The sequence below is a fragment of the Paraburkholderia haematera genome (genome assembly GCF_905220975.1).
GTDB lineage: Bacteria > Pseudomonadota > Gammaproteobacteria > Burkholderiales > Burkholderiaceae > Paraburkholderia > Paraburkholderia haematera.
The window spans coordinates 1-25,557 of record NZ_CAJNBK010000004.1; the positions used below are offsets into that span (position 1 = coordinate 1).

Consider the following 25,557-nt stretch of genomic DNA (forward strand, 5'->3'; position numbering starts at 1 on the left):
GCGTGCGACAAGAAAGAACCCGCCCGCTGATGAACGACTTCGAGCTCTGGCTGCGCTCGACGTTGAGTATGGTGTCGCAGAAAGGTGATACAGCTAAAGCGATCAACTACTTGCTGAATCAATGGCAGGCGCTCACGTTGTTTATCGATGATGGCGCAGTTGAGATCGACAATAACGCCGCCGAACGTGCGTTACGAGCGGTAGCGCTCGGCCGCAAAAACTTCCTGCACTTCGGCTCTGACAGCGGTGGTGAGCGAGGCGCCGCGATCTACACGTTGGTCGCGACCGCCAAACTCAACGGCCTCGATCCCGAGGCTTATCTGCGCCATGTCCTCTCTTGCATTGCCGACCATCCGGTCAATCAGATAAGCGAACTGCTGCCGTGGGCTGTTGCTGATCAGTTGCCCTCATACGCCGCCTAACTTCGCTTGCTCGCCCTCCAAATTGCAATTCGCGTCAAGGACGGCCTCGCTCGGACGCTTACGAAGAGGGTCTGCAAGTTGACGGATGACGACTGACGATCCCTCTTCAAGTTGGAAGGTCGAATTTTTGTCATCACCTTCAATCAGGGGAAGTCCAAAATCACTGAAGAATCGCGTGCTGAGTTCGACATCCTCAACACCGTAAACGAGCGACTTGATACCAATAATCGGCATATAGAACCTTTAGAAGAACTGAAATAAATGTGCTCTCAGGGGACTAACGGAAATAGTCTCAGCGCTGCCGGGCGCGAAAATTTCAGGAGAACGGTGACGTCGTTCCCCGATCGCGTTGAGGCATACGATCCGGAGGACGGAATGTGGGGTTCATTGTTGCTGTCTCCTATGGCATCGGTACCGGCTTGCGGTCGTCGCCTGTTTTCGAACGGGTACCTGAATGATCCGTCACGAGAAGGCGTTTCTCAACTTGATTGTTTAAATGCGACCAATTCACGGCGTGAATGCTTGTCGCAGTCGTGAGAGAAGATGAACTATCCGATTGATAGGCACTTTGCGGACACTACTGGCTAGTAGTGGCTTTTAAGGTGGCCGCCTACGGAGCCCGCAACTATAGGTTTGTGAGCGCGATAAAACGCTTGGTTGAGCGTTTGCTCTTCAACCATAGGGATCGCGTTGGTGCCTCCTACGGCGCCTTCGTCGTTGATGCCAGACGACGTCACCACCTTCAGATACAAATCGAACGCTCGGCCATCTAGTGCTGTTGGCCTGGGATAGAGCGCACAGTAACGCCCAGGTGTCTTCCAGGGGCGGTCGCTGTTCGCTTCGACATGCGGGTGGACTGTAGGCAGGAGCGGCCAGCTACCGTTGATTTCATCATGGTGGAGTTCAGCGACTTATACATTCATCGGGTGAATGTGTGAGATTCAAATAATCAAGTTGAGAAAAACCAATTCGCATTCGATGATTGCACACATGAACCGTGTGCCGGTCATGCCAGAAGTCCGGGCGACGCTGTAGTCCGCCGCAGGCATTTCGCGAGGATGTCGGATGCTGCCCACGAAACAGTAAAAAAGGAATCGACAGACGATTCTGTCAAGGAGACGTCAATGTTGGCTGAGTGCGACCTGACCCGAACTCGCAGACGGTGGACCGCGGGCATCTGCGTCCGCTGAAACGCCAGCGCGGAGAATCGCAGCGCGTTCATGCCTCTATCGTCTCACGTGCGGGAACGACGGCATCGATCTAGCGCAATTCCAGAACCCAAGGAACGTCCGGAGAGTTCGCTTTCGTGCGCCCTGGGGAAGATGCGCACACAAGGAATTTCAACGGGGCTGGATGGCAACTGATGGCATCCGAATTCCCATGCAATGCCGCGAAATTGAATCTGGAGGAATTGAGTGAACAAGGTAATTATTAGCTGTGCGGTGACGGGCGCGCTTCACACACCGTCTATGTCTGAGCATCTGCCGCTGACCCCTGATCAGATCGCCGCGCAGGCTATAGAGGCAGCGGAAGCAGGAGCCGCCATCCTGCATCTGCACGCCCGTGACCCGATCGACGGCCGACCGACTGCTGACCCTGCTGTGTTCTCGGCGTTCGTTCCGCGCATTGCTGAGCAGACGGATGCGGTAATCAACATCACCACGGGAGGCAGCACAAGCATGACGCTGCAGGATCGGCTTGCGTACCCACTTCTTGCAAAGCCGGAAATGTGTTCCTTGAATATGGGTTCGATGAATTTCTCGATTCATCCAGTCGCGCGGAAGATAAAGCAATGGCGCTTCGAATGGGAGCGTCCCTATGTGGAAGGAACCGAGGACATCATTTTCCGCAACACATTCCGGGACATCGGTCACATTCTCCGCGAACTGGGCGAAGGGTGTGGGACCCGGTTTGAGTTTGAGTGTTACGACCTCGGCCACCTCTATAACCTCGCGCACTTCGTGGATGAAGGGCTTGTAAAGCCTCCACTTTTCATACAGTCGATCTATGGGGTACTGGGCGGCATGGGCCCGGATCCAGAGAATCTGACCATCATGCGCACAACGGCCGATCGTCTTTTTGGTCGTCAGAACTACCGCTTTTCAATCCTGGGCGCGGGGCGGCACCAGTTGCCGCTTGTCACGCTCGGGGCCATTCTCGGCGGGAATGTCCGGGTTGGTCTGGAGGACAGTCTGTATCTCGGCCGCGGCCAGTTGGCGACGTCGAATGCAGAGCAGGTCCGCAAGATACGGCGAATTCTCGAGGAGCTATCCCTTGACGTTGCGACGCCTGATGAAGCTCGTGAAATGCTCGGCTTGAAAGGGCGTGGCAGGACGGCGTTCTAAGGGAACCCGAAAGCTCGGCCCATTGAAACACTTGGCGCGCATGGTGATACACACCATGGCGCCGGTAGAGAGGAATGAAATGCTCGAATATTTTCCCAAGAACTATGTCTGGAATCTGTCCGCCAACCTTGCATTGGGGATGGGTGGAAACATCGGTGAAGTCGACGTAATTTGCCGGCAACTCGTGGAGGCGTCACTGCTTCCAGATAGCGAAGGGACGGAGTCTTTTTTTAAGGCCTGGTGTGACCAGGCGGAGCGTCTCCTGGAGCTCGCCGAAGACGACGAACTACGAGGACGGCGATTGAGCGCTGGGGCTAAGCTCGGGAGGGCAGCAACGTATTTTCTGACTGCGGAGCGCATGCAGAATCGGGACTATGTGCCGCGGAAGCTTGCCTATTCAAAGATGTTGGAGAGTTTTTCGCGCTTTACCGAGTTACACGAAGAAAACTGCGAGCGTGTTGAAATTCCGTACCAGGGCACGGTGCTCGCAGGTCTGTTCGTCCGGGCCGATCGTAAAGACGGAACGCCGGCACCGTGCATTGCGCACTTTAACGGCTTGGACAGCACTAAGGAAATGATCTATGGATCAGGGATCGCGCAGGCGTTGGCCCGCCGCGGCATTTCGACCCTGATGGTTGACCAGCCAGGGGTGGGTGAGGCATTGCGCCTGCGCGGACTGCACGCCGTCGTGGAGAGTGAGATCTGGGGAAGTGCGGTAGCTGACTACCTTCAGACACGCCGTGATGTCGACTCCGACATGCTGGGTGTTTGCGCCTGGTCTCTTGGCGGTTATTACGCTCCGCGGGTGGCCGCGTTCGAGAAGCGCTACCGGCTTTGCGTTGCATGGGGTGCGAATTTCAATTGGGGTGAGCTGCAGAAACGTCGTTTGGCGCGGGAGGGCGATCGCCCCGTACCCCACTACTGGGAGCACGTTCAATGGGTTTGGGGCAAGGGGAGTCTGGACGAGTTCATGGCATTTGCTCCGCGAATTACGCTTGAGAATGTCATTGACCGGATCACGGTGCCGTTTCTGGTTACGCACGGCGCTAAAGACCGTCAGATTCCTCTGGAGTACGCGCATTCGCAATACGATGGCGCGGTCAATAGTCCGAAGCGTGAACTGAAGTTCTTCACGGCGAAAGAAGGGGGTGTTGAACACGTCAGCGCGGACAACATGAGCAATACGCGGGATTATATCGCCGACTGGGTCAGCGAAACGTTCGCAGAAATCGGCGCGATGGGAGTGCGGAAATGAGTCGCACGTTCATTGACCTGTCGATCTATCTGGAAAACGATGTTGTCTCCGATCCGCCAGTCTATCGGCCGAAAATCGACTACGTGGATCATACGAGGTCACTCCCTGAGCTCGTCAGCTTCTTTCCGGGCTTGCGACAAGAGGACCTGCCGGACGAAGAGGCGTGGGCTATCGAGCGCGTCGAGCTCATCACGCATAACGGTACGCACCTTGATGCGCCTTATCATTTTGCGTCGACGATGGACGGTGGTAAGCGGGCTATCACGATCGACGAGGTCCCGCTCGATTGGTGCTTTCAGCCGGGCGTGAAGCTAGACTTCCGCCATTTTCCCGATGGATACGTCGTCCAGCCCGAAGACGTCGAGGCGGAGTTGGACCGGATTGGCCATGAACTGAAGCCGCTCGAAATTGCGGTGATCAACACGTCGGCGGGAAAGCGATACGGTGCCGACGATTACGTGAGTGCCGGCTGCGGCATGGGCGCGGCAGCTACCCTTTACCTGCTTGAACGCGGGGTAAGAGTCACAGGAACGGACGGATGGAGCTGGGACGCCCCGTTTGTGCACACAAAGACGAAATTCGCCGAGACCGGTGATCCCTCGCTGATATGGGAGGGACACAAGGCTGGGCGGCAAGTGGGCTACTGCCACCTTGAAAAGCTGCATAACCTCGAGGCTCTTCCCCCGGACGGATTCACGATCGCCTGCTTTCCGTTCAAGATCCGCGCAGCATCGGCAGGCTGGACCCGGGCGGTTGCGATCCTGGACACGTGACACGGGCCGGTATAGCGGGTTAGGAGACCGTAGTTGAACGGGTGAATGGGACTAAGCGTGGCGATGGTCGTATCACGCCTGCCGACACAGGATCGCGGCACCAGGTGAAGGGAAGGAGAAGTTGATGTCTGGTACGGAAAGGTCGCTACGCGTGATGGTGGAGCACTGGCTGGCTCCTGATCCTGCGAAGGGTGTTCGGATTACGGAATTCCGGAACAGACGATCCAGACGCGAATGCTATGTATGCGTCGAGACAATGAGAGCCGCAGGCCCGATCTCACTGTTCTTTTTTCGTCATCAGGACGGGGCGTGGCGCCTATTCCCGCCGGGCCCGGAACGACCGGCAATGCGCACCGCCTGAGATTCGAAGAATTTTTTGACCTTACTGTTTTGACGAAGGCGAGGACGAAATATTGGAGAACGTACCGACCGCTCGGGGCATCAAGAGCTACAGCGCGATTCGGATAACGTCAACGTCGCGATCCCGGCTACGCAATTAACGGATATGCCGGTGGTGTCGGACGCGCGGGCGGGGCAATCAGGCAGTCAAAGATCAGGAGAAGGAGAACGGAAAAAATTGGCATTACTTATAAATATAAGAAAAAAGAGTACGAAATATCGGATTAAAAATGACTATATAAATTTGGAGACGATTATGCGTTGGAGAACAAGTCTGGAGGCAGCGGTTCTGTTCGGGGTGCTTGGCCTTTCCGGAAAGGCCTACGCCACCGAAAATGGGCAACAGACCTATCCTATTGGGATCGATACCGTTTTGAATGCCATTGTGCCTGCCCCGGGAACTACGCAGTTCTACGATTATTCGACGTTCTATACAGCGAGCCGGTTCGTCGGGCAGAACGGCGGAAGCGCTATCCCGGGTTTCAAGGTTAATGTATTCGCAATGGCGCCGCGCGTATTGCACACATGGGGAGACACATTAGGGCCGGTTACTTTCACATCCGGGTTCGCCCTGCCTATCGTTCATGCTGGGACGACTCTGCCCTTTGGAAGTGCCAACCGATGGGGCTTCGGGGATCTGACGATTCACAGTCTGAATATTGGATACTCCAACCCGGATAAGACTTTCTTTGGTTTGCTCGCATTGGATTTCGTGTTGCCGATAGGTTCGTATTCGGCATCGCGCTTGGTCAACACGGGATCGAATACCTATGCGTTCATTCCTGCCCTGAAGGTGACAGCCGTTCCATTCCCACGTTCTGAGTTCTCGGCGACACTTGGCTATGAAATCAATTCTCCCAATCACGCAGATGGTTACCACTCGGGGAATCTGGTCGTCTTGGACTGGGTTGCTGGGTACTCGGTTCTTCCGAAGCTTCAACTTGGGGTGCAGGGCTACGTCCTGCAACAAGTGACCAATGACACCCAAAACGGCGCGCCAGTGGACGGGAATGGGTTTCGCGGAAGGGCATACGCTATTGGTCCGCAGATCCGGCTCAATTTCACACGTGATTCCGGGATCGTCTTTAAATGGCAACACGAGTTCGACGTCAGGAATCGGCCGAAGGGCGATCGGGCCTGGATTGAGTTCACCTTTCCTCTCAATCTATAAGGGGGAGGGAACATAAGAACACAAGTTGGTTGGCCGCTGATATGAGCTCAGATTTTCGCGATGAACAGCAGCATAGTGTGCCATCGCCATTCACGGCTTGAATGAAATGGATTCAAATCATCAACTTGAATGTAGGAATACGCATGCCCATCATGTTGGGAGCGACGATACGTTGTCGGGAGAAAGTCGATGTTATGAAGTCGATCGGGTTTTGAGGAGGAAGGGCCCGGTGGCCCAACTTCGCGATTTGAGCCATTCACGCATACAGAGAGCAAACGCATGCAGACTTACGATTTCGATCTTTTTGTCATTGGCGGTGGTTCAGGCGGCGTCCGCGCGAGTCGCGTGGCGGCAGGGTATGGGGCGAGGGTTGGCATCGCAGAAGCTTTCCGGCTGGGCGGAACATGTGTGATTCGTGGCTGTGTGCCCAAGAAACTTATGATGTACGCATCACAGTTCAGGAGCGCCTTTGAGGATTCGAGAGGGTATGGCTGGACGCTCGGAGCATATGTTCATGACTGGGCTGCCATGGTCGCGGCGAGGGACAAGGAAATAGACCGACTCGAAGGCATCTACCGCAGCTTGCTCGATAAGGCTGGGGTTGCTGTTTTCAGTGGTCGTGCGGAACTGGATGGGCCGCATCGGATCCGCCTGAATGGCGAAGTGATTACTGCGAAGGTCGTTCTTCTTGCAACGGGTGCGACGCCCGCCCGCCTTGACGTGCCCGGAGCAGAGTTCACGGTTACCTCAGACGAAGTATTCAACTTGCGGGACGCACCACGCCGCGTGGCGATTGTCGGGGGAGGCTACATCGCATGTGAGTTTGCAGGCATCTTCAATGGCCTCGGTACGCAGGTGGTTCAATTGCATCGCGGGAACCAGATTCTTCGTGGGTTCGACGATGAACTCCGTTTCCACCTTGCGGACGAAATAGCACGTACCGGTGTCGACCTTCGTCTTGGTGTCGACGTGACGGCGGTGGAACGCGCACGAGACGCGCTGTCCGTTTATCTGTCGAATGGATCAGTGTGCGAGGTGGATGCAGTGATGGTTGCCACCGGCCGTCACTGTGCTACTAGCGGGCTACGCCTGGATACGGTTGGAGTTGACGTTGACGGAGACGGTGCGATCACGGTGAACGAATTTTCTCGCACAACCAATCCGCATGTCTATGCCGTGGGCGATGTCACCAATCGGCTCAAGCTGACCCCGGTCGCGATTCATGAGGGGCATGCGTTTGCGGATACAGTATTTGGGGGGCAATCTCGCGCGATCTCGCATAACAACGTCCCATTTGCTGTATTCAGCCAACCACAAGCGGCCTCTGTCGGGCTTAGCGAGGAGCAAGCGAAAGCGCAGTTTGAAGACGTCAAGATATACGGGAGCAGTTTCCGGCCAATGCGGGCAGCACTTTCATTGCGCGAAGAGCGCTCCCTTGTCAAGCTCGTCGTGGATGGAAAGTCGGACAGGGTGCTTGGGGCTCATATTGTGGGGGCCGACGCCGCGGAGATCATTCAGGGGCTGGCAATTGCTCTCAAGGCAGGGGCGCGGAAGGCCGACTTTGACGCAACGCTTGGTGTGCATCCGACGCTTGCTGAAGAGTTTGTTACGTTACGGACCACGCGCTGATTGGCAAGTCCGGACTCCATTAATTTTGGAAGCGAGAATAGTTGTTTTTGCACCCGATGCCTGTCATGGTGCTTCACGCATAGTGAGCATTTTTTTAGCAAAAAGAGGACACTCAATCGATGAACACGAACCCCCATGTCTCATTGCTGGCAGTTTGCGGCAGCCTGCGAGCGCAGTCTTACTCCACGGCCGTACTGCGGACGCTGATTGATCATGTGCCTGTTAACGTGCGCGTGGAGCAGGCGGCAATTAGTTCTTTGCCGTTTTACAACCAGGATCTGGATGATGAACAGACGCGGCCTGTGGCAGTCACTGTATTTAAGGAGAGGATTCGAGATTGTGACGGGTTGCTTGTCGTCACGCCTGAATACAACCATGGTCTGCCGGCGGCACTGAAAAACGCCATCGATTGGGCATCCCGGCCGGCTTATGAGTCGGTATTGAAGGACAAGCCGGTAGTCTGTATCACGGCCTCTCCCAGCCTGTATGGCGGGGTGCGGGCGCACGTCCATCTCCAGCAGTTATTTGCCTCCACGCTGTCTCGTCAGATCATTATGCCCCCAGTTGCTCTGGGGGGCATCGGAGGCAAAGTCGTGAACGGCATACTGTCGGACGGAATTTCGCTGGATTTGGCAATCGGTGCGCTGCAGCGGTTGGTCGATTTTGTGAGGCAGGAGAGACAATCGTAAAGTTTTTCTGCGGGCGAAGTGCGCGCATATGCTTCTGGCAACTCGCACAGCGCCTCTCGCAGCGAAGGCCGTGGATTTTGCGTAGCTTGCCATATTTTGTTCGATTGACCTGCAACGGATAATGAAAAGCTAGTCTGACTGGAGACAGGCGTGCACCTTGGGGGCCTTGATCTGAATCTTCTGCTCGCACTCGACGCTCTGCTCAGCGAGAAAAATGTTACGCGCGCCGCTGAACGCATGAACATTTCGCAACCAGGCATGAGTGCTGCGCTTCAGAAGTTGCGTTGGCATTTTTCGGACCCGTTGCTGGAAAAGATGGGACGACGGCTCGAGTTGACGCCGCGTGCACGTACACTTGCACAGCCGGTCAAAAACATTCTGTTCGAAATACGGGCACTTACCAACGGTGCTGAGGATTTCGACCCGGCGAAGGCGCAGCGGATTCTCCGCGTGTGCGCGTCCACTTACTGCAGCGATCTTCTAGCGATCCCTGTTATCAGATATTTGGGTAAGGTTGCCCCACAGGTCAGCGTTCAGTTCGACGATCTATTTGCCGATACGTTCGCGCGGCTTGTGGATGGTCAAATCGACATCGCAATCGCGATCCCCCAGCGGTTGCTAATGGAGCCAGCCAATTTCGATGGACCGCTGTCCTCGGTCGACTTGTTTTCGGATCGATTGGTGCTTGCGGTCGCGAATGACAATAGCGCTGTCGGCAACACCATAAGTTTCGATGAGCTTTGCGAACTCCCCTACGTTGAGACCCGCTTTGCGGGTCAAACAGTGTCTCTTAGCGAGCAGGCGTTGCGTCGACAATCGAGGCAGCCGCGGGTGATGGCATGGTTCCCGAACTTTCAGCTGACACTCGACGCCGTTGCGCAAACTGGAGTGATCGCGACGGCGCCCGAAAAGTTGATCGCCATGCGCGGTGCGCAGCGCGTGCGGACACTACCTCTTCCGTTTGAAGTTCCTGATTTCGAAGAGCACGTCTACTGGCATCCAAGGAACGACAACGATGCGGGGCATCGGTGGTTCCGGGCGGTGCTTCAATTGGCCGCGCAAGAACTGCGGGCAGGGCACTGACGGCTGGAGTACTAGCGACTTTTTGGTGTGTCTGCCTATGCGGAACCCACATGCGATTCGGGGATTCGCGTCGCCGGCATTATATGTTTCGTCGTTGCGAGCCCAAGCCGCTCGCTTCTCCTGCCCGTCTGATTTTCATTCTGTGGCTGTAGGGTCCACTACAGGTAGTGTCTAGCACCCTTCCGGAACAACAGCATGTCGCTCGCATAGGTCGGCGCTATAACTGGCATCGCTACTGACGATTTCCCTTGTCGGTCTTAAACACGGACTATATGGGCAGTCGACAGTTGCAGCAGGCTTGGGAGGCAATTGGCAACGTTGCCTGCACGGCCCGGTTGGGACACGGAAGTCCGCAACTCTGTGAGCAGCTGTCTTCTGCACACGGTCGCCGCGCGGCGCAACCGGAACAAACAAATTAATCAGGAGACAGATTCAAATGTATCCACTGCCCGATGGTCTATTTGCAGCCAGAAACCAATGGTACATAGCGGCATGGTCTGAGGAGGTGACGCGAGAGCCGATGGAGCGCTGGATTCTCGACGAGCCCGTCGCGCTTTACCGCACGGAGAACGGTAAGCCTGTCGCCCTTGAAGGGCGTTGCCCACATCGCAGCTTTCCGCTGGGTAGAAGCCGCATTGTCGGTGACGATATTCAGTGCGGTTATCACGGCATCACTTTTCGGCCCGATGGCAGTTGCGCGGCTATCCCGAGCCAGTCCGCTGTACCGGCAGCCTGCCGGGTCCGCTCCTATCCCATTGTTGAGCAGTGGCGGTGGCTTTGGATCTGGATGGGTGATCCCGCACTGGCGGACGAAAGCCTGATCCCGAGCGTGGATGAACTCGGTCTAGGCGATGGCGATCATCTGATCGTTAGCGGCGGTTACAATCTTGTCGGGGGTCGGTACATGCTTTTGCATGACAACCTGTTTGATCTGACGCATGTCGGATACCTGCACATGCCCAGCTTCGGAAGTGGCGGTGGTGCACAGGACACGGTTCCTGAAGTCAAAACTGGCCCGAACTGGGTATCCAGTGTCTATACGCAGCGCAATGTCGACATTCCCGACTTCTTCTCCCGGTTCCTGAATTTCAGTGGCAAGGTGGACAGGGTGCAGGGACTCAAATTGTTTTTGCCGTGCCTGCATGTTGGTGGTACCCAGATTTCTCTTCCGCAGAAAGCCGACGGCACTCCCGGTGAGCTCTTGGGCTCATTGCGGGTTTATCACGCCGTGACGCCTGCCACCCGTCACAGCACCAACTATTTCTTCGCGGCGGGCCAGTCGTGGAGCAGTGATCGCGGCGTATCCCAGCAGTTGTTCGACTATCAAAAGAATCGCGTGATACCCGAAGACATCATGGCCTCCGAATATACTGAGGAAATGATCCAGAAGAGTCGATTGACTTCGGAGGTTCTTGTTAGAGCCGACGCGGTCTGCGTGACTGGGCGTCGGATGTTCGAGAAGATGATTCACGACGAAATGACGTTCGATCCCGTGGAGCGAGCGCTCACCGCATTGGGCTGATGGGAACGTTCTTGACCAGATCCTGCCAACCGGTTCTCTCCGTAGGTCGGCTGGCGTCGTCTACAGACTGAAAACACAATGAACCAGACAGTTTTTACAATCGCCGTCCGTGTTGCGCGCAAGTGGGTGGAGGCGAAAGATATATGTAGTATTGAACTTGCGGATGCTCGCGGAGATATTCTGCCTGCGTTTTCGGCTGGCTCCCACATCGATGTCCATCTTCCGGGTGGTCTCGTCCGTCAATATTCGTTATGCAATCATCCGGACGAAAGACACCACTACCGTATCGGCGTATTGCGCGATCCCAATTCTCGCGGTGGATCGATGGCAGTGCATGATTTGGTTAAGCAGGGTGACATCCTTCGCGTCAGTGCGCCCCGGAATCATTTTCAGCTGGCGTCTGCTGAACGGTACCTCATGTTCGCCGGTGGCATTGGTGTCACCCCTATCTTATGCATGGCCGAAGTGCTTTCCCGGAACGACAGCGATTTCACCTTTCATTACTATGGCCGGTCAGCAGATAGGATGGCGTTTGCCGGACATATCGCTGCGTCGGCTTTTCGCGATCGTGTTCATTTTCATCTCGATGATGAAGCGGGCAAGCCACCACCAGCACTCGAGAAGATATTTGCGCACGAAAGCCACGGGACGCATCTTTATGTCTGCGGACCTACGGGTTTCATCAATTGGATAGTCGATGCGGCTAAAGGCGCCGGTTGGGCGCAAGAGCGGATCCATTACGAGTACTTTTCGCTTCCAGTGGCAGCGCCAAACCCTGAATGGTTTGAGATTGAACTGGCTCGCAGCGGCGGAATATTTACGGTGCCGGCCGAAAAATCGGTGGTCGCAGTCCTGCGCGAGAACGGCATCGACTTGCCAGTGTCATGCGAGGCTGGAGTGTGCGGCACTTGCCTCACACGGGTTCTCGCAGGCGACCCGGATCACCAAGACGTCTATCTCACAGATGAGGAACATGCTCGGAACGACCGCTTTACACCGTGTTGCTCGCGCTCCTTGTCACGGCGTTTAGTGCTTGATCTTTAGTCCGCTCGCGGCGATTGTCTAGGTAGACATGTACATTGTTCGGTAAAGAATTTCTGCAAAGCGCCTGTGATATCTGAGTACGGTGCGTCGTGTGTCAAATCGTGTCTATACGGTGTCCTGCCAAGCCGCCGCTAGTTGGCGAGGTTGAAGCTGCTCGATAACACCACGTGTCGGGGCTGATGCAATGAACAAACAACGTCCAAGCAGGCGCCCGCAGCTGCTGACCGACATGCGCAAGTCGTCTTCTGCATAAAAAATCGGCACGCAAGCTTCGACTGTCCGTTTGCACCTCGTTTGCCGGCCGTTCAAGCCAATCGCGCAAGTGGCCGCTCCTTGCCGGCGGCTGCCTGACGCGGAACCACCCGCAAGCGGACATTCATAGGTAATCCCGCCCGGCGACGAACGTCCGCTAAGGCCGAATTCGGGACGCTCGCCTAGACGTTGTTGACTGGGACTGTTCAAAGCCGTCTTGAAACTGCTGGCTTGGTCGCGCTCCTGCGATGGCGGAAGTTTTATGGTTAAAAACAATCAATCGCGAAAGTTATTTGGGTAACAGGCCAGCGAAATAATGTAGGTTTGATCGCTTGAACGACCCAAAACGGAAGTTATTTGGTTGGTTTTCCGGAAATCAATCGGGTTCCTCTACAATCTTCCATAAACGTCTTGTAGGTCGCTGATTTAAAAGCGATTTGTGGGTAACGACGTGCTTGCTGCTTCCACAAACCGGCTGGCTCAGCGCACTGAGGATTGCGAAGGAGGTGTCCCCGGTCCATTACGCCGACGGCTGTGGTCTCTACATGCAGATCGCAGACGTTTCCGCGGAAAATGCGTCAACGCGTTGGAAGGATTGTTTTCGCTCGCGTCTTCGGATTAGACGGGAGCATCGGCGAGACTGCCAGTCAGTTCGACATGGCGCGCTCTGCAACGCACAGCGTGAGCCTCCGACTGCTCACCTCAGCATGAACGACATCGCCGACAGGCAGTTCAACATACGCACAACATGTTCGACGGACGCTGCGTTGAAGTGCAGCGTCACGCCATCCACGCGAGTCAGCGATGGCCACTGACAAAAAAGATCAGCAAGTGCGGTAGTCTGCACACGCAGTTCGCATTCAACCGGCATTGGTGACACATGCGCGGAATCCCGGATCGTACCCTCCGCCAGATGACGCTCAACCACTGCGCGCGCTGCTCGCTCGATCGCCACGCACGCGCTTTCCGGCGTCTTTGTCACGCAGCTCGCATGACCCGTCGCGCTCTTGGTAACGACGAAGCTTGCATCGGGAAATTGCGCTCGCGTTTCCTCGGCGAAAACATCGTCGCCTGAAAGCAGCGCGACCCTTGCGCCGTATTCCGCTGCCATCGCACCGTACAACCCGGCTTCACCGGTCTCCACGCCGTTCAACAACACCCGCGCAAACGCGAAGCTGTTGATGGTGTGCGCAAGAATGCCGCGGCTCTGCGACATCGCGTGGTATCCAATCATGAATACGAGCTCGGCTCCGTACTCCAGCCCTGCCATCATGCCAAGCTGCCGGGGCTTACCGAGTATGACCTGTGCGCGGGCGTCGAGCAGATCCGGCAGCAAGTTGCGGAATCCGCTGTGCGAATCGTTGACCCAGACCTGGGTTGCGCCGCCGGCAAATGCGCCTTGTATAGCGGCCTTTGCTTCAAGCGTCATCCAGCGGCGAGCACGTTCATATTCGCCGTTACCCGCACGTGTCTGCTCGGGATGAAGCACACCGGCAATGCCTTCTATGTCGACTGAAATCAGGACGTTCATGGGGAAAATTAAAGTCAGGTTTATTTAGCAGCCGCACGAAAGGGGGCGCAACGTTGAGTAATGAAAGACGTCGACGGCCATCGCGGCCCGACAGCGAGGTAGCGCTCAAAAGTGCCGTCTTGGTCTCGACAAATTGACAAATCCGTTAGCAATACTGGCGACATCATGCACTGAATCGGCCGGTGCGAAACGGGTGAGGGTCCACCAATAGGGATTCTTCGGTAATCATCTCAGCAACCAGGCGCCCGGTAACGGCGCCCAGCGTAAATCCGTGATGGGCGTGGCCGAATGCGAACCAGAGATCTTTGTGACGGCTTGCAGGACCAATAATCGGCATCATGTCGGGTGTGCAGGGGCGTGATCCCATCCATGGTTCGCGGTCGATACGCGGCCCAAGAGGAAACAGCGTGCGCGCAATCGGTTCAACGGCGTTCAGTTGCGTTGGCGTTCGGGGCGCGTCACGACGCGCCAGCTCGACGCCTGTAGTCAGCCTGATTCCGCGGCTCATCGGGGCGATCAGGTAGCCATGCTCGATGTCGAGCACCGGGTGGTTCAGGCGCGCTTCCGATTGCGCCTCATAGTGCATGTGATAGCCACGCTTGACGGCCAGCGGCAAGCGATAACCCAACCGCGAGGTAACCTGTTCCGACCAGGGTCCCATCGCCACGACGACGGATGTGGCTTCAATCTTCCCTTCATGGGTATCCACCGCCCACTTGTCCTTGAGCGTGCTGCCATCGCCGATGAAAAAGCGGCCGCCTAGTTGCTCAAAATACCTTGCGTAGGCAGTCACCAGCGCATTGGGATCGCTTACCGAATCGGGTTCGACATAGCGGAGCGCGGCAAGCAGCGAGGTATCCAGATCCGGTTCAGTCTGACGCAAGCGCGTGGCGTCAAGCAAATCGAACTCGATGCCGAATTCACGATGCCACCGCTCGGCGAGCCTCGTCTCCTCGTCCTGTTTGGCTGCCGTTCTAAAAACTTTCATCCAGCCGATCGGACGCAGCAACGAACTTGCACCGGCCTCTTGCGCAAGCGCCCGGTGCTCGGTCAGGCAGTGTTCGATCAGCGTGGCATAGGAGCGTGCGATCGCCGCATGGCGGCGCGGGTGCGAATTGCGCCAGTACTGCCACAGGAAAGGCGCGAGCTTGAACATCGCGTCCGGGTGGTATCGGACATCGGTCGACTGGTTGCGTGCGTAGCGCAGGAGCGTCTGCAATTCGCGCGGAAACGCATGCGGATAGACGCCTTCGCGCTGAATCAGTCCAGCATTGCCGAACGACGTCTCGTTGCCTGGTAGCTTGAGATCCACGAGTGCAACCGACCGGTCGCGTTTTTGCAGGTGCGCGGCCACCGACACACCCACTATGCCGGCGCCGAGCACGATGGTATCGAACTTCATCGGCCGTTCCTTATGATTCGTTTCACGTCAGCGCCCACACGCCTTCTGGTTTGACGAAGTCTGTTTTCGCGTGACATGGTGTTCTTTGGTGTCGGGGGTACCCGGACTGTCTTCGGCGACGGCCGCCATCACCGGCGGCGAGCGCTTTGTGCCATTTGCTTCCCCCACTGCCCGGTGTAGTCAGAAGGTTTCGGCGCAAGAGTCAACCGGATTGTTGTCTGTCAAACGCGGCTCGCTATAGATCCCGAACATCCAGATGGCGGCACAGGCAATCAGCAGGGGAACCAGAGGACCCACCAGACCCAACAGGGCAATGCGGTGATGTAATTCGATAGTGACCGGCGCGCCTGCGTGATAGCCGATGAGCGACAGGAGGCCACCCGAGACGACGCCACCGAGTGACATGCCAAGCTTTTGCGCGGACATGAACATGCCCAGGTAAAGCCCGAGAGACGGCCCTCCCTTGGCCGATTTTACGGTGTCGAGCACCGCGGCCGTTAAGGCCAGACCGGCTACTGAACAGATGATGCCGTAGATCACGCCGGCCACCATGACCACCGGTATCAACCCACTGGCAAGACCGGCCCAGTAACTGATAAATGCGGCGACAGTGACGAGAAAGCCTATCCGTAGCGTTCCATTGTCACCGAGGCGGCGCAATGCTGGAACGGCAAGCGGCAGACCGAGCAGGCCGCCAATCAGTACCGGTCCTGCCAGCAGGAACAGGTCCTCGGCGCGGCGTCCAAGCAGATACTGATTTTCATAGGCCATCAGGGAGTTCATACAACCTCCTGCTGTGCCGAGAGCGATGATCACGATCACGAGCATAACGAACGCCCGGTTGGTCAGGACAGCGGCGATGCCGTCACGCAGTGACATTTCCGCGGAGGATTCTGACAATACGGCGGGGTGAACCGGGGCGTTGCGAACGGCGCTGTAAAACCACGAGTACATGAACGCCATCGCCAGCACCACCACAAGGGTCATGCTTAGGTAGCCCCGCTCGCCACCGCCGCCGAGCCGGACCAGGGCCGGTACGCAAACCACCAGAGCAATCGTGGTGAGGGCGGCGCCGAGGTTCCCGGTAGTGAGTAATTTGTTGCGCTGGTTGGAATCCGCTGCCAGGTCACCGGCCAGGGCGAGAAAAGTGACACCGGAGACGGTATAGCAAGTCGCTTGCAGAATCTGGACCAGCACGTAATACGCGACAAGCAGCGGCTTTGAGGTGAGCGGGGGATGAAAGAAGGTGAGGGGCAGAAGCACCATAAGCGCGAGCCCACTCCAGATACAGACGCGTAGACGGCTGCCCGCGCGCAGCGCCAACTGGTCCGAATAACGTCCGATCGGCATGTCGACAAGGACGTCCCAGAATTTTGGCGCCGCGAGAATGATCCCGGCAAGCCACGGTTCGATATGCACGTATTCCGTGAGGAAGTACAGAAGCAGCATGGGAACTAGCGCATGGGCGAGCACGTTGGCTGATCCGGCCGCGCCGTATCCGCCCAGGCGCATCAGACCGATACCGCGGCGGGAATTTGAAGTAGATGACATGCCAATTCCTGTTAGGCATCCTGGGATGCAAGTGTCCCGGCCGGTCGTCGTCGGCACGGTGGTTTTTCAGGATAGTGCCAAATAAGAAAAATATTTACAATATGGAAAATACACCTAGGCTTTTCTCCGTTGCTGCCAAACGGGTGATCGATCAGGGCAGCGACTGCATGGGAGCCCGTCGTTGAGAAGGTCTCGTGCCTACTCGGGCGGGGCTTGTGGCGCAATGCGATGGCCCTGCGAGGGTCGCAAGTTATGCCGGCCGCGCCTCGAACGAGATCAAAATTATCTTTTTTAGAAAAAATTGACTTAATGGAAAATTGATCAATATACTGCGTCCCATTGCGCCGATGCGGGTGCGAGTTGAGCGTGCCGGCGGTGCTGGTCGTCGAACGGGAAGACGCGGGACGGGTCCGCGGCTTCCGGTTGAGTACCACCCGCTCGCTGAATCTGCACTTCGTACGGACGAACGACAACGCGACTCAGGAGCGCGATTAATGAAGATCTTCACCACAACGCTGATCACCGAAACGAATACCTTCGCGCCAAGTCCGACCGGACTTGGCGGCTACGAGGCATTCGGGATTTATCACGGCGATGCCAGCAAGGTGGCGCCGGATGGGCTCGGGGCGGGAGCGGCCGAATTGCGCCGACTGGCGGCCGAGCAGGGTCACGAAATAGTCGAGAGCCTGTCGGCGATGGCGCAACCCGCAGGCCGTACAGCACAGCACGTGTACGACAGTTTTCGCGAGGAAATTCTCGCGGATCTGCGAGCGGCGCTTCCCGTCGACGCCGTGCTGCTGATATTGCATGGCGCAATGATCGCGGAGCACTGTGACGACTGCGAAGGCGATCTGCTCGAGGCTGTTCGCGCACTGGTCGGCGACGAGGTGCCGATCGGCGTGGAGCTCGATTTGCATTGCCACTTTACCGAGCAGATGCAGCGCAACGCAAACGTGATCGTCTGCTACAAGGAATATCCGCATACGGACATTATCGAGCGCCTGCGAGAAGTCTTCGCGTTGACCGTGGCGACTGCCGAAGGCCGCATCCGTCCGGTGACCGCGGTACACGATTGCCGCATGGTAGGTAAATGGCATACCACCAGCGAACCGATGATCAGCTTCGTCAAGCGCATGCAGTCACTGGAGGGGAGGGACGGCGTATTGTCCGTGTCGTTTGGCCATGGGTTTCCATGGGGAGATGTGGTGGAGACGGGCGCCAGAATCTGGGTGGTCACCGACAACGATGAAGCTACGGCTCAGCGCATTGCGGCGCAGCTAGGCCAGGAGTTATGGGACATGCGTGAAGCGGCACGCCCGGCGCACCTGTCGATTGACGACGCGCTGGATCGCGCGCTGGCTGGCGACGGCGGTCCTGTGGTGCTGGCCGATCTCGCGGACAATCCGGGCGGCGGCGCGCCATGCGACAGCACGTTCATTCTGCGGCGGCTCATCGAGCGCGGCATCGCAGACGTAGCGCTTGGCTGCATGTACGACATCGGCGCGGTTCAGGTTTGCAGGGAAGCAGGTGTCGGCACGCGGCTTACGCTCCGGATCGGCGGTAAGTTGGGGGTGAGTTCCGGCGCGCCGCTGGATTTGACGGTCACGGTGCGCGCGCTTACGGACGAGCATCATCAAAACATGGGCGCTATGGCACGCCCATTGCGTTCGGCGGCGTGGGTGTCTACGGATGACAACATTGACATCGTATTGATGACGGTGCGCGAACAGACGTTTGCGCCCACTGCGTTCACCGAGCTCGGAATCGATCTCGCGAGCAAGCGCATTGTCGTAGTCAAATCCTCGCAGCACTTCCATGCAAAATTTGCGCCGATCGCACGAGAAGTGCTCTACGTATCGACGCCGGGGGCATTAACCCCTGACTTCGTCAATATCCCGTATCGCGTTCGCAGTCTCAATTATTGGCCACGTGTCGAGAACCCTTTCGGCGACCCACTTCTCCGTGGACAGACACAAGGCCACGCTTAAGTTTGCAAATTTGCCTGACAAGATGCGCGGCTTAGGCCGCGTGAAGGTGGGGAACATCACCACAGGCTGGCCGCGTGCCTGGCTGAATCAGGTCGTCAATCCGGCGTCGAGCATTGCCGCATCAGGCAGGACCTGGTGCGAGCGCTTGGGAGACTGGATTATTCCTGCTTCTGCAGTTGCTCGATGACGCGCTCTTCGGGACTCGTGCACACAGAGAGAAGGCGGCACGGACCGTCGGATGCGGCAAGGAATGCGTGTCCCATGCTGCTATCGAAATAGACCGACTCGCCTTGCTTGAGCCTCACAGGCGCATAGAACTCGGTGTGAAACTCGATTTCGCCTTCCAGTATGTAGGTAAATTCTTCGCCCGAATGCCTGATCAGGCTGCCGAATTCCTCGATGAACTCCTGAATGGTGCGAGAACGCACGTCTGCAATCAGCGGTACTAACTGCTTGTTAAGCAACTCTACGGCAAGAAAGGTTTCCGTGTAGGGGCCGGTCCGCACCGCCACGCCCTCGCCTTGCCGCTGGATGATACGTCTGCCCGGGACCGACGGGGCACCCTCGCTGGCCGAGCTATCGCCGAGAAGTCCCAGCAACTCCGACATGTTGACGCCCAACCCGGCGCTCACAACCGAAAGCTTTTCATAGGACAGGGACGCCCGTCCCATCTCGAGCTTCGAGATGGTCGAGATGGCGAGTCCGGTGCGCTGGCTGACTTCCTGCAATGTCAGCCCGAGCCTGTTACGCAGCGCGCGAATGGCCTGGCCGGGCTTGCTCGGACTGGTCAGATCGTGGGTGACAGGTTTTTTCCGCATAAATTTTTTCCGTATAGACGATCAGTATGCCAAAAATTGCATTACATGTGCATTACGCTCACAATTATTCATTGTGGAAAAAAATGTTCTATTTGGAAAATTATTGGTGTAAGGTATGGTTCACGCCGCCATATGAGACATGACACCCGGGGCGCGCCGACAGGCGTGGGTGCTTGCAGGAGACACGAATGAAATTTGCTGCTCAGCGCCACAATTCCGCAAGCCGCTTTAGTGGCATTGGATTTGTGGCACTCCTACACGTGGTACTCATCTACGTTCTGGTGAACGGTCTTGCCTCCAAGGTGTATGAGGTGATCCGCAAGCCTATCGAAACAAGAGTCGTCGAAGAGGTGAAGCCGCCTCAGCCCAAGCCCGCAATCGTATTGCCGCCCCCGCCGAAATTCGCGCCACCGCCGCCGTTTATTCCGCCGCCTGAAGTGGCCGTTCCCGTGCAATCGCCCCAGCCGGTCGTTGCACAGCGCTCGGCGACGCCGCAACCGCAGGCCGCGCCTATGCCCGCGCCGGTCGTGGCCGCCGCGCCCTCGCATACGGTGCACACGGAAGTGGGTGTGGTGTGTCCGAATTCGCAGCAGGTCAGGCAGTCGATGCAGTATCCGCGCGAAGCTCAGCGCAACAATATTACAGGGGACGTACTGGTGGAGTTCGTGGTGGATGCCCATGGAAACATGCAGGACGTACAGGTGGTGAAGTCCGCGGACCCGGTTCTCGATCGGGCCGCAGCGAATGCAGTCAAACAGTTCAACTGTGTTTCGCAAGGCGAGGACGTCCGTGTCAAGGTGCCCTTCTCGTTCAACCTGAACTGAAGGCGATGTCAAGCAATGCTGGCGGGCGCCACCCGCCAGGTCTATGAAGAACGATCCTGGAGTGATGACATGAAGAACCCGAGTTTGGCCGCCATTGCGGTGAGCGCCATGTTTGCCCTGACCTCTGTTGCACTGCTGACCGGAACGGGGGCGGCCTATGCGCAGTCCGCCAGTAGCACGGCAACCTCGCCGAGCGCACCGACGACCGCGACACTGGCTGCACAAGCGCCCGCAGCGCAGGCAGACCAGCCCACTCCGCCGCCGCCGGTGGCGATGACCGAAGCGGTGTCGAATCCGTACGGGCTCGATGCGTTGTGGAAGGGGGGCGACATCGTTTCGCGGGGCACGCTCGTCATCCTGGTGATCATGTCGATGGGTAGCTGGTACATCATGGTGACCAAATTTTTCGAGCAATTCCGCGCGAACCGTCGTGCGCGCTCGGCGGACGAGACGGTATGGGATGCGCCGTCCCTCGAAGCCGGCATGCAACAGTTGGACGAAGGCAGTCCATTTCGCTTCATAGCAGGCAGCGGAATCGAAGCAAGTCGCCATCATGAAGGCGCGCTGCTTGAAAAGGTCGATCTCAACACCTGGATCAGCGTGTCGATCGAACGGGCAACCACGGTTGTTTCCAACCGCTTGCAGGATGGTCTCGCGTTTCTCGCGACGGTCGGCTCGACAGCGCCTTTTGTGGGTCTGTTCGGTACGGTCTGGGGTATCTACCATGCGCTGACAGCAATCGGTATTGCTGGACAGGCGTCGATCGACAAGGTGGCGGGCCCGGTGGGTGAAGCGCTTATCATGACCGCCATCGGCCTGGCGGTCGCCGTGCCGGCGGTGCTCGGCTACAACTTCCTCGTACGCCGCAACAAGGCCGTCATGGAGCGGGTGCGCGGCTTCGGCGCCCAACTGCATACCGTGCTCCTGAGCGGTGCGGGTACGGTCACGAAGGGTTCTTCGTATTCTGTTCCTGACGACGCGTCGTTGCACCGATCCATGAAGGCAGCAACGTCGTAAGCGGAGCAGATTATGGCCATGAGTACAGGACAAGGCAGCGACGAGCACGATGAGGTGATGTCGTCGATCAACACCACGCCGCTGGTAGACGTGATGCTGGTTTTGCTCATCATCTTCCTGCTCACGATTCCGGTAGCCACGCATAGCGTGAATGTCCAGTTACCGACGCAGACGATCCAGCCGTTGCAGACCACGCCAAAGAACATCGTGCTTGCGGTCAATCGGGATGGCGACGTGTTCTGGTCGGAACAGCACGTCGATATGCCGACGCTGGTGGCGCGCCTGAAGCAGGTCGCGGTACAGCAGCCGCAGCCCGAGGTTCAGATCCGGGGTGACGAGAATGCGCGCTACGAATACGTTGGAAAAGTCGTGGTGGCGTGCGAGCGAGCGGGCATCGCGAAGGTAGATTTCATTACGAATCCGGTTGCGCACGGCGGATGAGGAGGCATAAATGGGAATGAACATTCCGGCGGGTAGTAATCAGGAACCCGAAGTACTGGTCGAAATCAACACGACGCCATTAATCGACGTCATGCTGGTGCTGCTCATTATGCTGATCATCACGATTCCGATCCAGTCGCACGCGGTAAAGATGAATATGCCTGTGGGTACGCCGCCTCCCATCGTCAAGGCGCCGCCGGTGGTGCAAGTCGACGTGGACTTTGACGGCACCATTAGCTGGAACGGCGCACCCCTCGCGGACCTCGCGGATCTCGATCAGCACCTGAAGGCGGTGGCGCAGGCGGATCAGCTGGAGCTGCATCTCAGACCCAACCGGTTGGTGCCGTACCGTCGCGTGGCTGCTGTGATGGCGGCAGCGCAACGTCAGGGGGTCACGAAAATCGCGCTCGTCGGCAATGAGCAGTTCATGCAGTAGGAACCGTCTGGGGTAGGTGGAAAATGAGTCTTGGACTTATCTCTGGGCGCATGTCGTCCGCGCTGTTGCGTGCGCTGGTTCTAACGATCGGGGTGAGCGCCGTGCTCGTCAGCAAGTCGGCGTTTCCGGCAGCGACCCTCAGGCCGGAGGTCGCCAGGCCATTGCAGACTGCGCGTGCGTTGTACCAGGCGCAACGCTACAAGGACGCGCTGGCGAGCGTGGCGCAGGCAGAGGCCGTGCCGGGCAAGTCGCAATACGAGCGCGATGTCGTTGCACAGATGGGCGGCGTGGCAGCCGTTGCCGCCGGCGAACTCGCGGTGGCCGCGCGCGACTACGGAGTCCTGATTCAGGGCGGCCGCCAGCCGGTCGCGGAGCAACAAAAAATGATGGCGGCTCTGGCGAGTCTTGCCTATCAGCAGGGGAATTATGTGCAGGCCGTGCAATGGGGCCAGCGCTATCAAAGCGCGGGGGCAGGCGATCCGCAGATGAGAACGCTGCTCGCGCAGTCTTATTACATGGCGGGCAACTTCGGTGCGGCAGAAAAAGTTCTCCAGCCTGCGGTGGATGCGCAGATGCGCGCGGGGCGAGCGCCTGACGCTGGCGATCTGAGGCTGCTGGGGAGTTGCTATCAGAAGCAGGACAACAACGCCGGCTACGCGACTGTGCTGGAACAACTCGTCAAATATTATCCGACGGCAGCTCATTGGGGTGAGCTCTTCGACCGCCTGCAGGCCGATCCAAAATTCGCGGGGCGATTCGAACTCGATGTCTATCGTCTCAAGCGAGCGACGGGCAACCTGCATAGCGCAAGCGACTACATCGAGATGACGCAGCTCGCGATTGTGGCCGGGCATGGTGCGGAGGCATTGAGCGTGGTGACCCAGGGGTTTGATTCCGGCGCACTGAGCAAAGGCGCGGATGCCGGGCGCGGAGAGCGGCTCAAGAATCTTGCAAGCAAAGCAGCGGCTCAGCCGCTGTCCGCCGCCACTTCGGGTAACGGCGCCGCGCTTGTCGAAGCCGGCTTCAACGAGGCTCTCTCGGGACGGAATCAGCAAGGCATAGTCTTGATGGAAACGGGCCTCGCAGAAGGTGGCCTTACGGATCCGAACGAGGCGCGCTTGCATCTGGGCATTGCCTACTACCTCGCTGGCCAAAAGGGAAAGGCGCTGAATGCATTTGACGCTGTGGCTGGCAATGGCGAAGCGGCAACACTGGCGCGACTGTGGAAGCTCGCAACGCGTAGCACGTGACAAAGTGTTCCTTGTCGCGGTTCGAGCGAGTTCTGATGCTAATAAATGGTACGCAATGCATGCGTTCGTCGTCGGTATTGCGTGACATATAAAAAGGTTTTGAGGCGCTAAGTCTGAGCCCCTATTACGAAAAGGCCCCCATGCATAATGCAACCACGACCCTGAGATTTGTCGTCGGCGGAATCTGCCACGAGACCAATACCTATGCGACAGAGTTCACGGGTTACACCCCGCTGTCCAACTTCAAGTGCCTCGTTGGCGATGAAGTTGAAGCGGAGTACGCAGGAACCAATCATACGGTAGGCGGATACATCGAAGGCGCCGCCGCATTGGGGGTTGAACTGACTTACTCGACTGTGGCTTTGGCGTGGCCGGCCGGAACCATTCGCGCGAGTGCCTACGAGCACATGAAGCAAGCTGTCCTCGACGGAATCAGGAACGCACTTCCGGTTGACGGCGTCTTGATGGCGCCCCACGGAGCGGGCGTGGTGGAGGGCATCGACGATCTGGAAGGCGACCTGCTTGCGGCGGTACGCGAGTTGGTCGGCGATAAGGTGCCCATCGCATCGGTCTACGATCTGCATGGGCAGATGACCGAGCAGATGCGTGTCAACGGCGATCTGACGCTGCCGTGCCGGCTCTATCCGCATACGGACCTCGGTCAACGTGGGCTCGAGGCTGTCGAATTGCTGGCCCGGACAGTGCGCGGCGCGATCAAGCCGGTCACGGCAATGCATCAACTGCCCATGCTGGGTATGGTCATGAGCACGGAGCCTGGTTTGCCCACTGCACACGTCAACGATTTGTGCATGCGTATGGGTGAACGCCCGGGGGTGATCGATTGCTCGTGGTTCCATGGCTTTCCGTACGCGGATATCCCCGCGCCGTGCCCCACGGTGGTGTGTACGACCGATGGTGACCTTGAGCTCGCGCGACGCTGCGCCGATGAAGTTGCCGACTGGATCTGGGCGCACCGCGAAGCGTTCCGGCCCAGGATCGTTGCTCCCGAGGAGGGCGTCAGGCAGGCTCTTGCCGTCGAGTCAGGTCTGGTTGTGATCAACGAAAACTCGGACAACCCTGGCGGCGGCGCGCCTGGCGATGCGACGCATTTGTTGCGGGCGCTTCTGAACGCGCACCTTCCGCCTGAAACGGCATGCTTTGTGGCGATTCATGACGCAGACGTGGTGCAACAAGCTGAGCGTGCCCGCGTTGGCGCGACGATAGAAGTCAAACTCGGCGGCAAGCTCGGAAAGATGCAAGGCACTCCCATCGTTGCGCAAGCGTACGTCAAAGCCGTTACGGACGGCCGCTTCACGAGTCTCCCCGGGTCCATGCTGGAGGGCTTTCAATTCGACGTTGGGACATCGTGCAGGCTCATCATCGAGGGCGTCGACGTCATTGTTATCTCGCGTCCGACGCAAACCTTCGATCACGCCATGCTGTTGCTTCATGGCATCGACGTGAAGTGCCGCAAGATCGTTGCGCTCAAAAGCTCCAATCATTTCCGGGCGGGATTCCAGGCCCTCGCCTCGGCAATCATTACCGTCGACAGCCCCGGTCTTAGTTCTGCCGATGTCGCATCGTTTCCTCGTTCACGCCTCGCGCAACACATTTGGCCACTCCACGAGGATGTTGTGCGAGTCGGGCCCGAGCAGGTTGCTCACACAACCCGGGACGTTTGAGTTTTATTTACCCGGACCGCTCGCGCTGCGTCG

Annotated in this window: 22 protein-coding genes; 17 read left to right on the forward strand and 5 right to left on the reverse strand. The window is 57.7% G+C overall.

Features of this window, described 5'->3' with window-relative positions; all coding sequences use genetic code 11:
* Positions 1–422: IS66 family transposase (locus KHO23_RS09765; RefSeq protein ID WP_236066771.1), on the forward strand; the 422-nt coding region annotated here is incomplete at its 5' end.
* On the opposite strand, the gene KHO23_RS09770 is transcribed toward KHO23_RS09765, so the two are convergent.
* Positions 408–656, reverse strand: a complete 249-nt coding sequence (locus tag KHO23_RS09770; protein WP_211610821.1) for a hypothetical protein — start codon at positions 654–656, stop codon at positions 408–410. The genes KHO23_RS09765 and KHO23_RS09770 overlap by 15 nt on opposite strands.
* Before the next feature lie 1,181 nt (positions 657–1,837).
* Here KHO23_RS09770 and KHO23_RS09775 point away from each other — a divergent pair.
* From KHO23_RS09775 to KHO23_RS09815, 9 genes are all read left to right on the forward strand, one after another.
* On the forward strand, positions 1,838–2,767 hold the full coding sequence (locus KHO23_RS09775) for a BKACE family enzyme (protein ID WP_211610822.1): 930 nt from the start codon (positions 1,838–1,840) through the stop codon (positions 2,765–2,767).
* Positions 2,768–2,846: 79 nt separating this feature from the next.
* Complete coding sequence (locus KHO23_RS09780; protein WP_211610823.1) at positions 2,847–4,022, forward strand: alpha/beta hydrolase family protein; 1,176 nt, start codon at positions 2,847–2,849, stop codon at positions 4,020–4,022.
* Positions 4,019–4,795 carry a cyclase family protein gene (locus KHO23_RS09785; RefSeq protein ID WP_211610824.1) on the forward strand — a complete coding sequence of 259 codons (777 nt, stop codon included), beginning with the start codon at positions 4,019–4,021 and terminating at the stop codon, positions 4,793–4,795. Before KHO23_RS09780 ends, KHO23_RS09785 begins: the two co-directional genes overlap by 4 nt.
* Positions 4,796–5,372: 577 nt before the next feature.
* Complete coding sequence (locus tag KHO23_RS09790) at positions 5,373–6,365, forward strand: SphA family protein (protein ID WP_236066773.1); 993 nt, start codon at positions 5,373–5,375, stop codon at positions 6,363–6,365.
* A gap of 279 nt (positions 6,366–6,644) precedes the next feature.
* A complete protein-coding gene (gene gor / locus KHO23_RS09795) occupies positions 6,645–7,994 on the forward strand; it encodes a glutathione-disulfide reductase (RefSeq protein ID WP_211610825.1) in 1,350 nt (449 codons plus the stop codon).
* Positions 7,995–8,113: 119 nt separating this feature from the next.
* Positions 8,114–8,683 (forward strand): NADPH-dependent FMN reductase, encoded by a 570-nt coding sequence (locus KHO23_RS09800; protein ID WP_211610826.1) that lies wholly within the window; start codon positions 8,114–8,116, stop codon positions 8,681–8,683.
* Positions 8,684–8,833: 150 nt separating this feature from the next.
* Entirely contained in the window at positions 8,834–9,766 is a 933-nt protein-coding gene (locus tag KHO23_RS09805) for a LysR family transcriptional regulator (protein ID WP_211610827.1), read from the forward strand.
* Positions 9,767–10,202: 436 nt separating this feature from the next.
* Entirely contained in the window at positions 10,203–11,288 is a 1,086-nt protein-coding gene (locus KHO23_RS09810; protein WP_211610828.1) for an aromatic ring-hydroxylating dioxygenase subunit alpha, read from the forward strand.
* 78 nt (positions 11,289–11,366) lie between these two features.
* Positions 11,367–12,332 (forward strand): PDR/VanB family oxidoreductase, encoded by a 966-nt coding sequence (locus KHO23_RS09815; protein ID WP_211610829.1) that lies wholly within the window; start codon positions 11,367–11,369, stop codon positions 12,330–12,332.
* 949 nt (positions 12,333–13,281) lie between these two features.
* Here the strand turns inward: KHO23_RS09815 and KHO23_RS09820 are convergent.
* The 3 genes from KHO23_RS09820 to KHO23_RS09830 form a co-directional block, all read right to left on the reverse strand.
* Positions 13,282–14,115, reverse strand: coding sequence for a M55 family metallopeptidase (locus tag KHO23_RS09820; protein WP_211610830.1), 834 nt, complete (start codon positions 14,113–14,115; stop codon positions 13,282–13,284).
* A gap of 163 nt (positions 14,116–14,278) precedes the next feature.
* Complete coding sequence (locus tag KHO23_RS09825; protein ID WP_211610831.1) at positions 14,279–15,517, reverse strand: NAD(P)/FAD-dependent oxidoreductase; 1,239 nt, start codon at positions 15,515–15,517, stop codon at positions 14,279–14,281.
* A gap of 180 nt (positions 15,518–15,697) precedes the next feature.
* Positions 15,698–17,068: an MFS transporter gene (locus KHO23_RS09830; RefSeq protein ID WP_211610832.1), complete on the reverse strand. Its 1,371-nt coding sequence runs from the start codon at positions 17,066–17,068 to the stop codon at positions 15,698–15,700.
* Between the two features lie 494 nt (positions 17,069–17,562).
* On the opposite strand from KHO23_RS09830, the gene KHO23_RS09835 reads away from it, so the two are divergent.
* Positions 17,563–19,056, forward strand: a complete 1,494-nt coding sequence (locus KHO23_RS09835; RefSeq protein ID WP_211610833.1) for a M81 family metallopeptidase — start codon at positions 17,563–17,565, stop codon at positions 19,054–19,056.
* A gap of 158 nt (positions 19,057–19,214) precedes the next feature.
* On the opposite strand, the gene KHO23_RS09840 is transcribed toward KHO23_RS09835, so the two are convergent.
* Positions 19,215–19,874 (reverse strand): helix-turn-helix domain-containing protein, encoded by a 660-nt coding sequence (locus KHO23_RS09840; RefSeq protein ID WP_211610834.1) that lies wholly within the window; start codon positions 19,872–19,874, stop codon positions 19,215–19,217.
* A 188-nt stretch (positions 19,875–20,062) separates the two neighbouring features.
* On the opposite strand from KHO23_RS09840, the gene KHO23_RS09845 reads away from it, so the two are divergent.
* The 6 genes from KHO23_RS09845 (at position 20,063) to KHO23_RS09870 (ending at position 25,524) form a co-directional block, all read left to right on the forward strand.
* Positions 20,063–20,698: an energy transducer TonB gene (locus KHO23_RS09845; protein ID WP_211610835.1), complete on the forward strand. Its 636-nt coding sequence runs from the start codon at positions 20,063–20,065 to the stop codon at positions 20,696–20,698.
* 69 nt (positions 20,699–20,767) lie between these two features.
* Entirely contained in the window at positions 20,768–21,715 is a 948-nt protein-coding gene (locus KHO23_RS09850; RefSeq protein WP_211610836.1) for a MotA/TolQ/ExbB proton channel family protein, read from the forward strand.
* Between the two features lie 12 nt (positions 21,716–21,727).
* Positions 21,728–22,156 carry an ExbD/TolR family protein gene (locus KHO23_RS09855; RefSeq protein WP_211610837.1) on the forward strand — a complete coding sequence of 143 codons (429 nt, stop codon included), beginning with the start codon at positions 21,728–21,730 and terminating at the stop codon, positions 22,154–22,156.
* Positions 22,157–22,166: 10 nt separating this feature from the next.
* The gene (locus KHO23_RS09860) at positions 22,167–22,592 is read left to right on the forward strand and encodes an ExbD/TolR family protein (RefSeq protein WP_211610838.1); all 426 of its coding nucleotides are present in this window, start codon (positions 22,167–22,169) and stop codon (positions 22,590–22,592) included.
* 23 nt (positions 22,593–22,615) lie between these two features.
* The gene (locus KHO23_RS09865) at positions 22,616–23,842 is read left to right on the forward strand and encodes a tetratricopeptide repeat protein (RefSeq protein ID WP_211610839.1); all 1,227 of its coding nucleotides are present in this window, start codon (positions 22,616–22,618) and stop codon (positions 23,840–23,842) included.
* Positions 23,843–23,982: 140 nt separating this feature from the next.
* Positions 23,983–25,524: a M81 family metallopeptidase gene (locus tag KHO23_RS09870; protein ID WP_211610840.1), complete on the forward strand. Its 1,542-nt coding sequence runs from the start codon at positions 23,983–23,985 to the stop codon at positions 25,522–25,524.
* Positions 25,525–25,557: the final 33 nt, after the last annotated feature.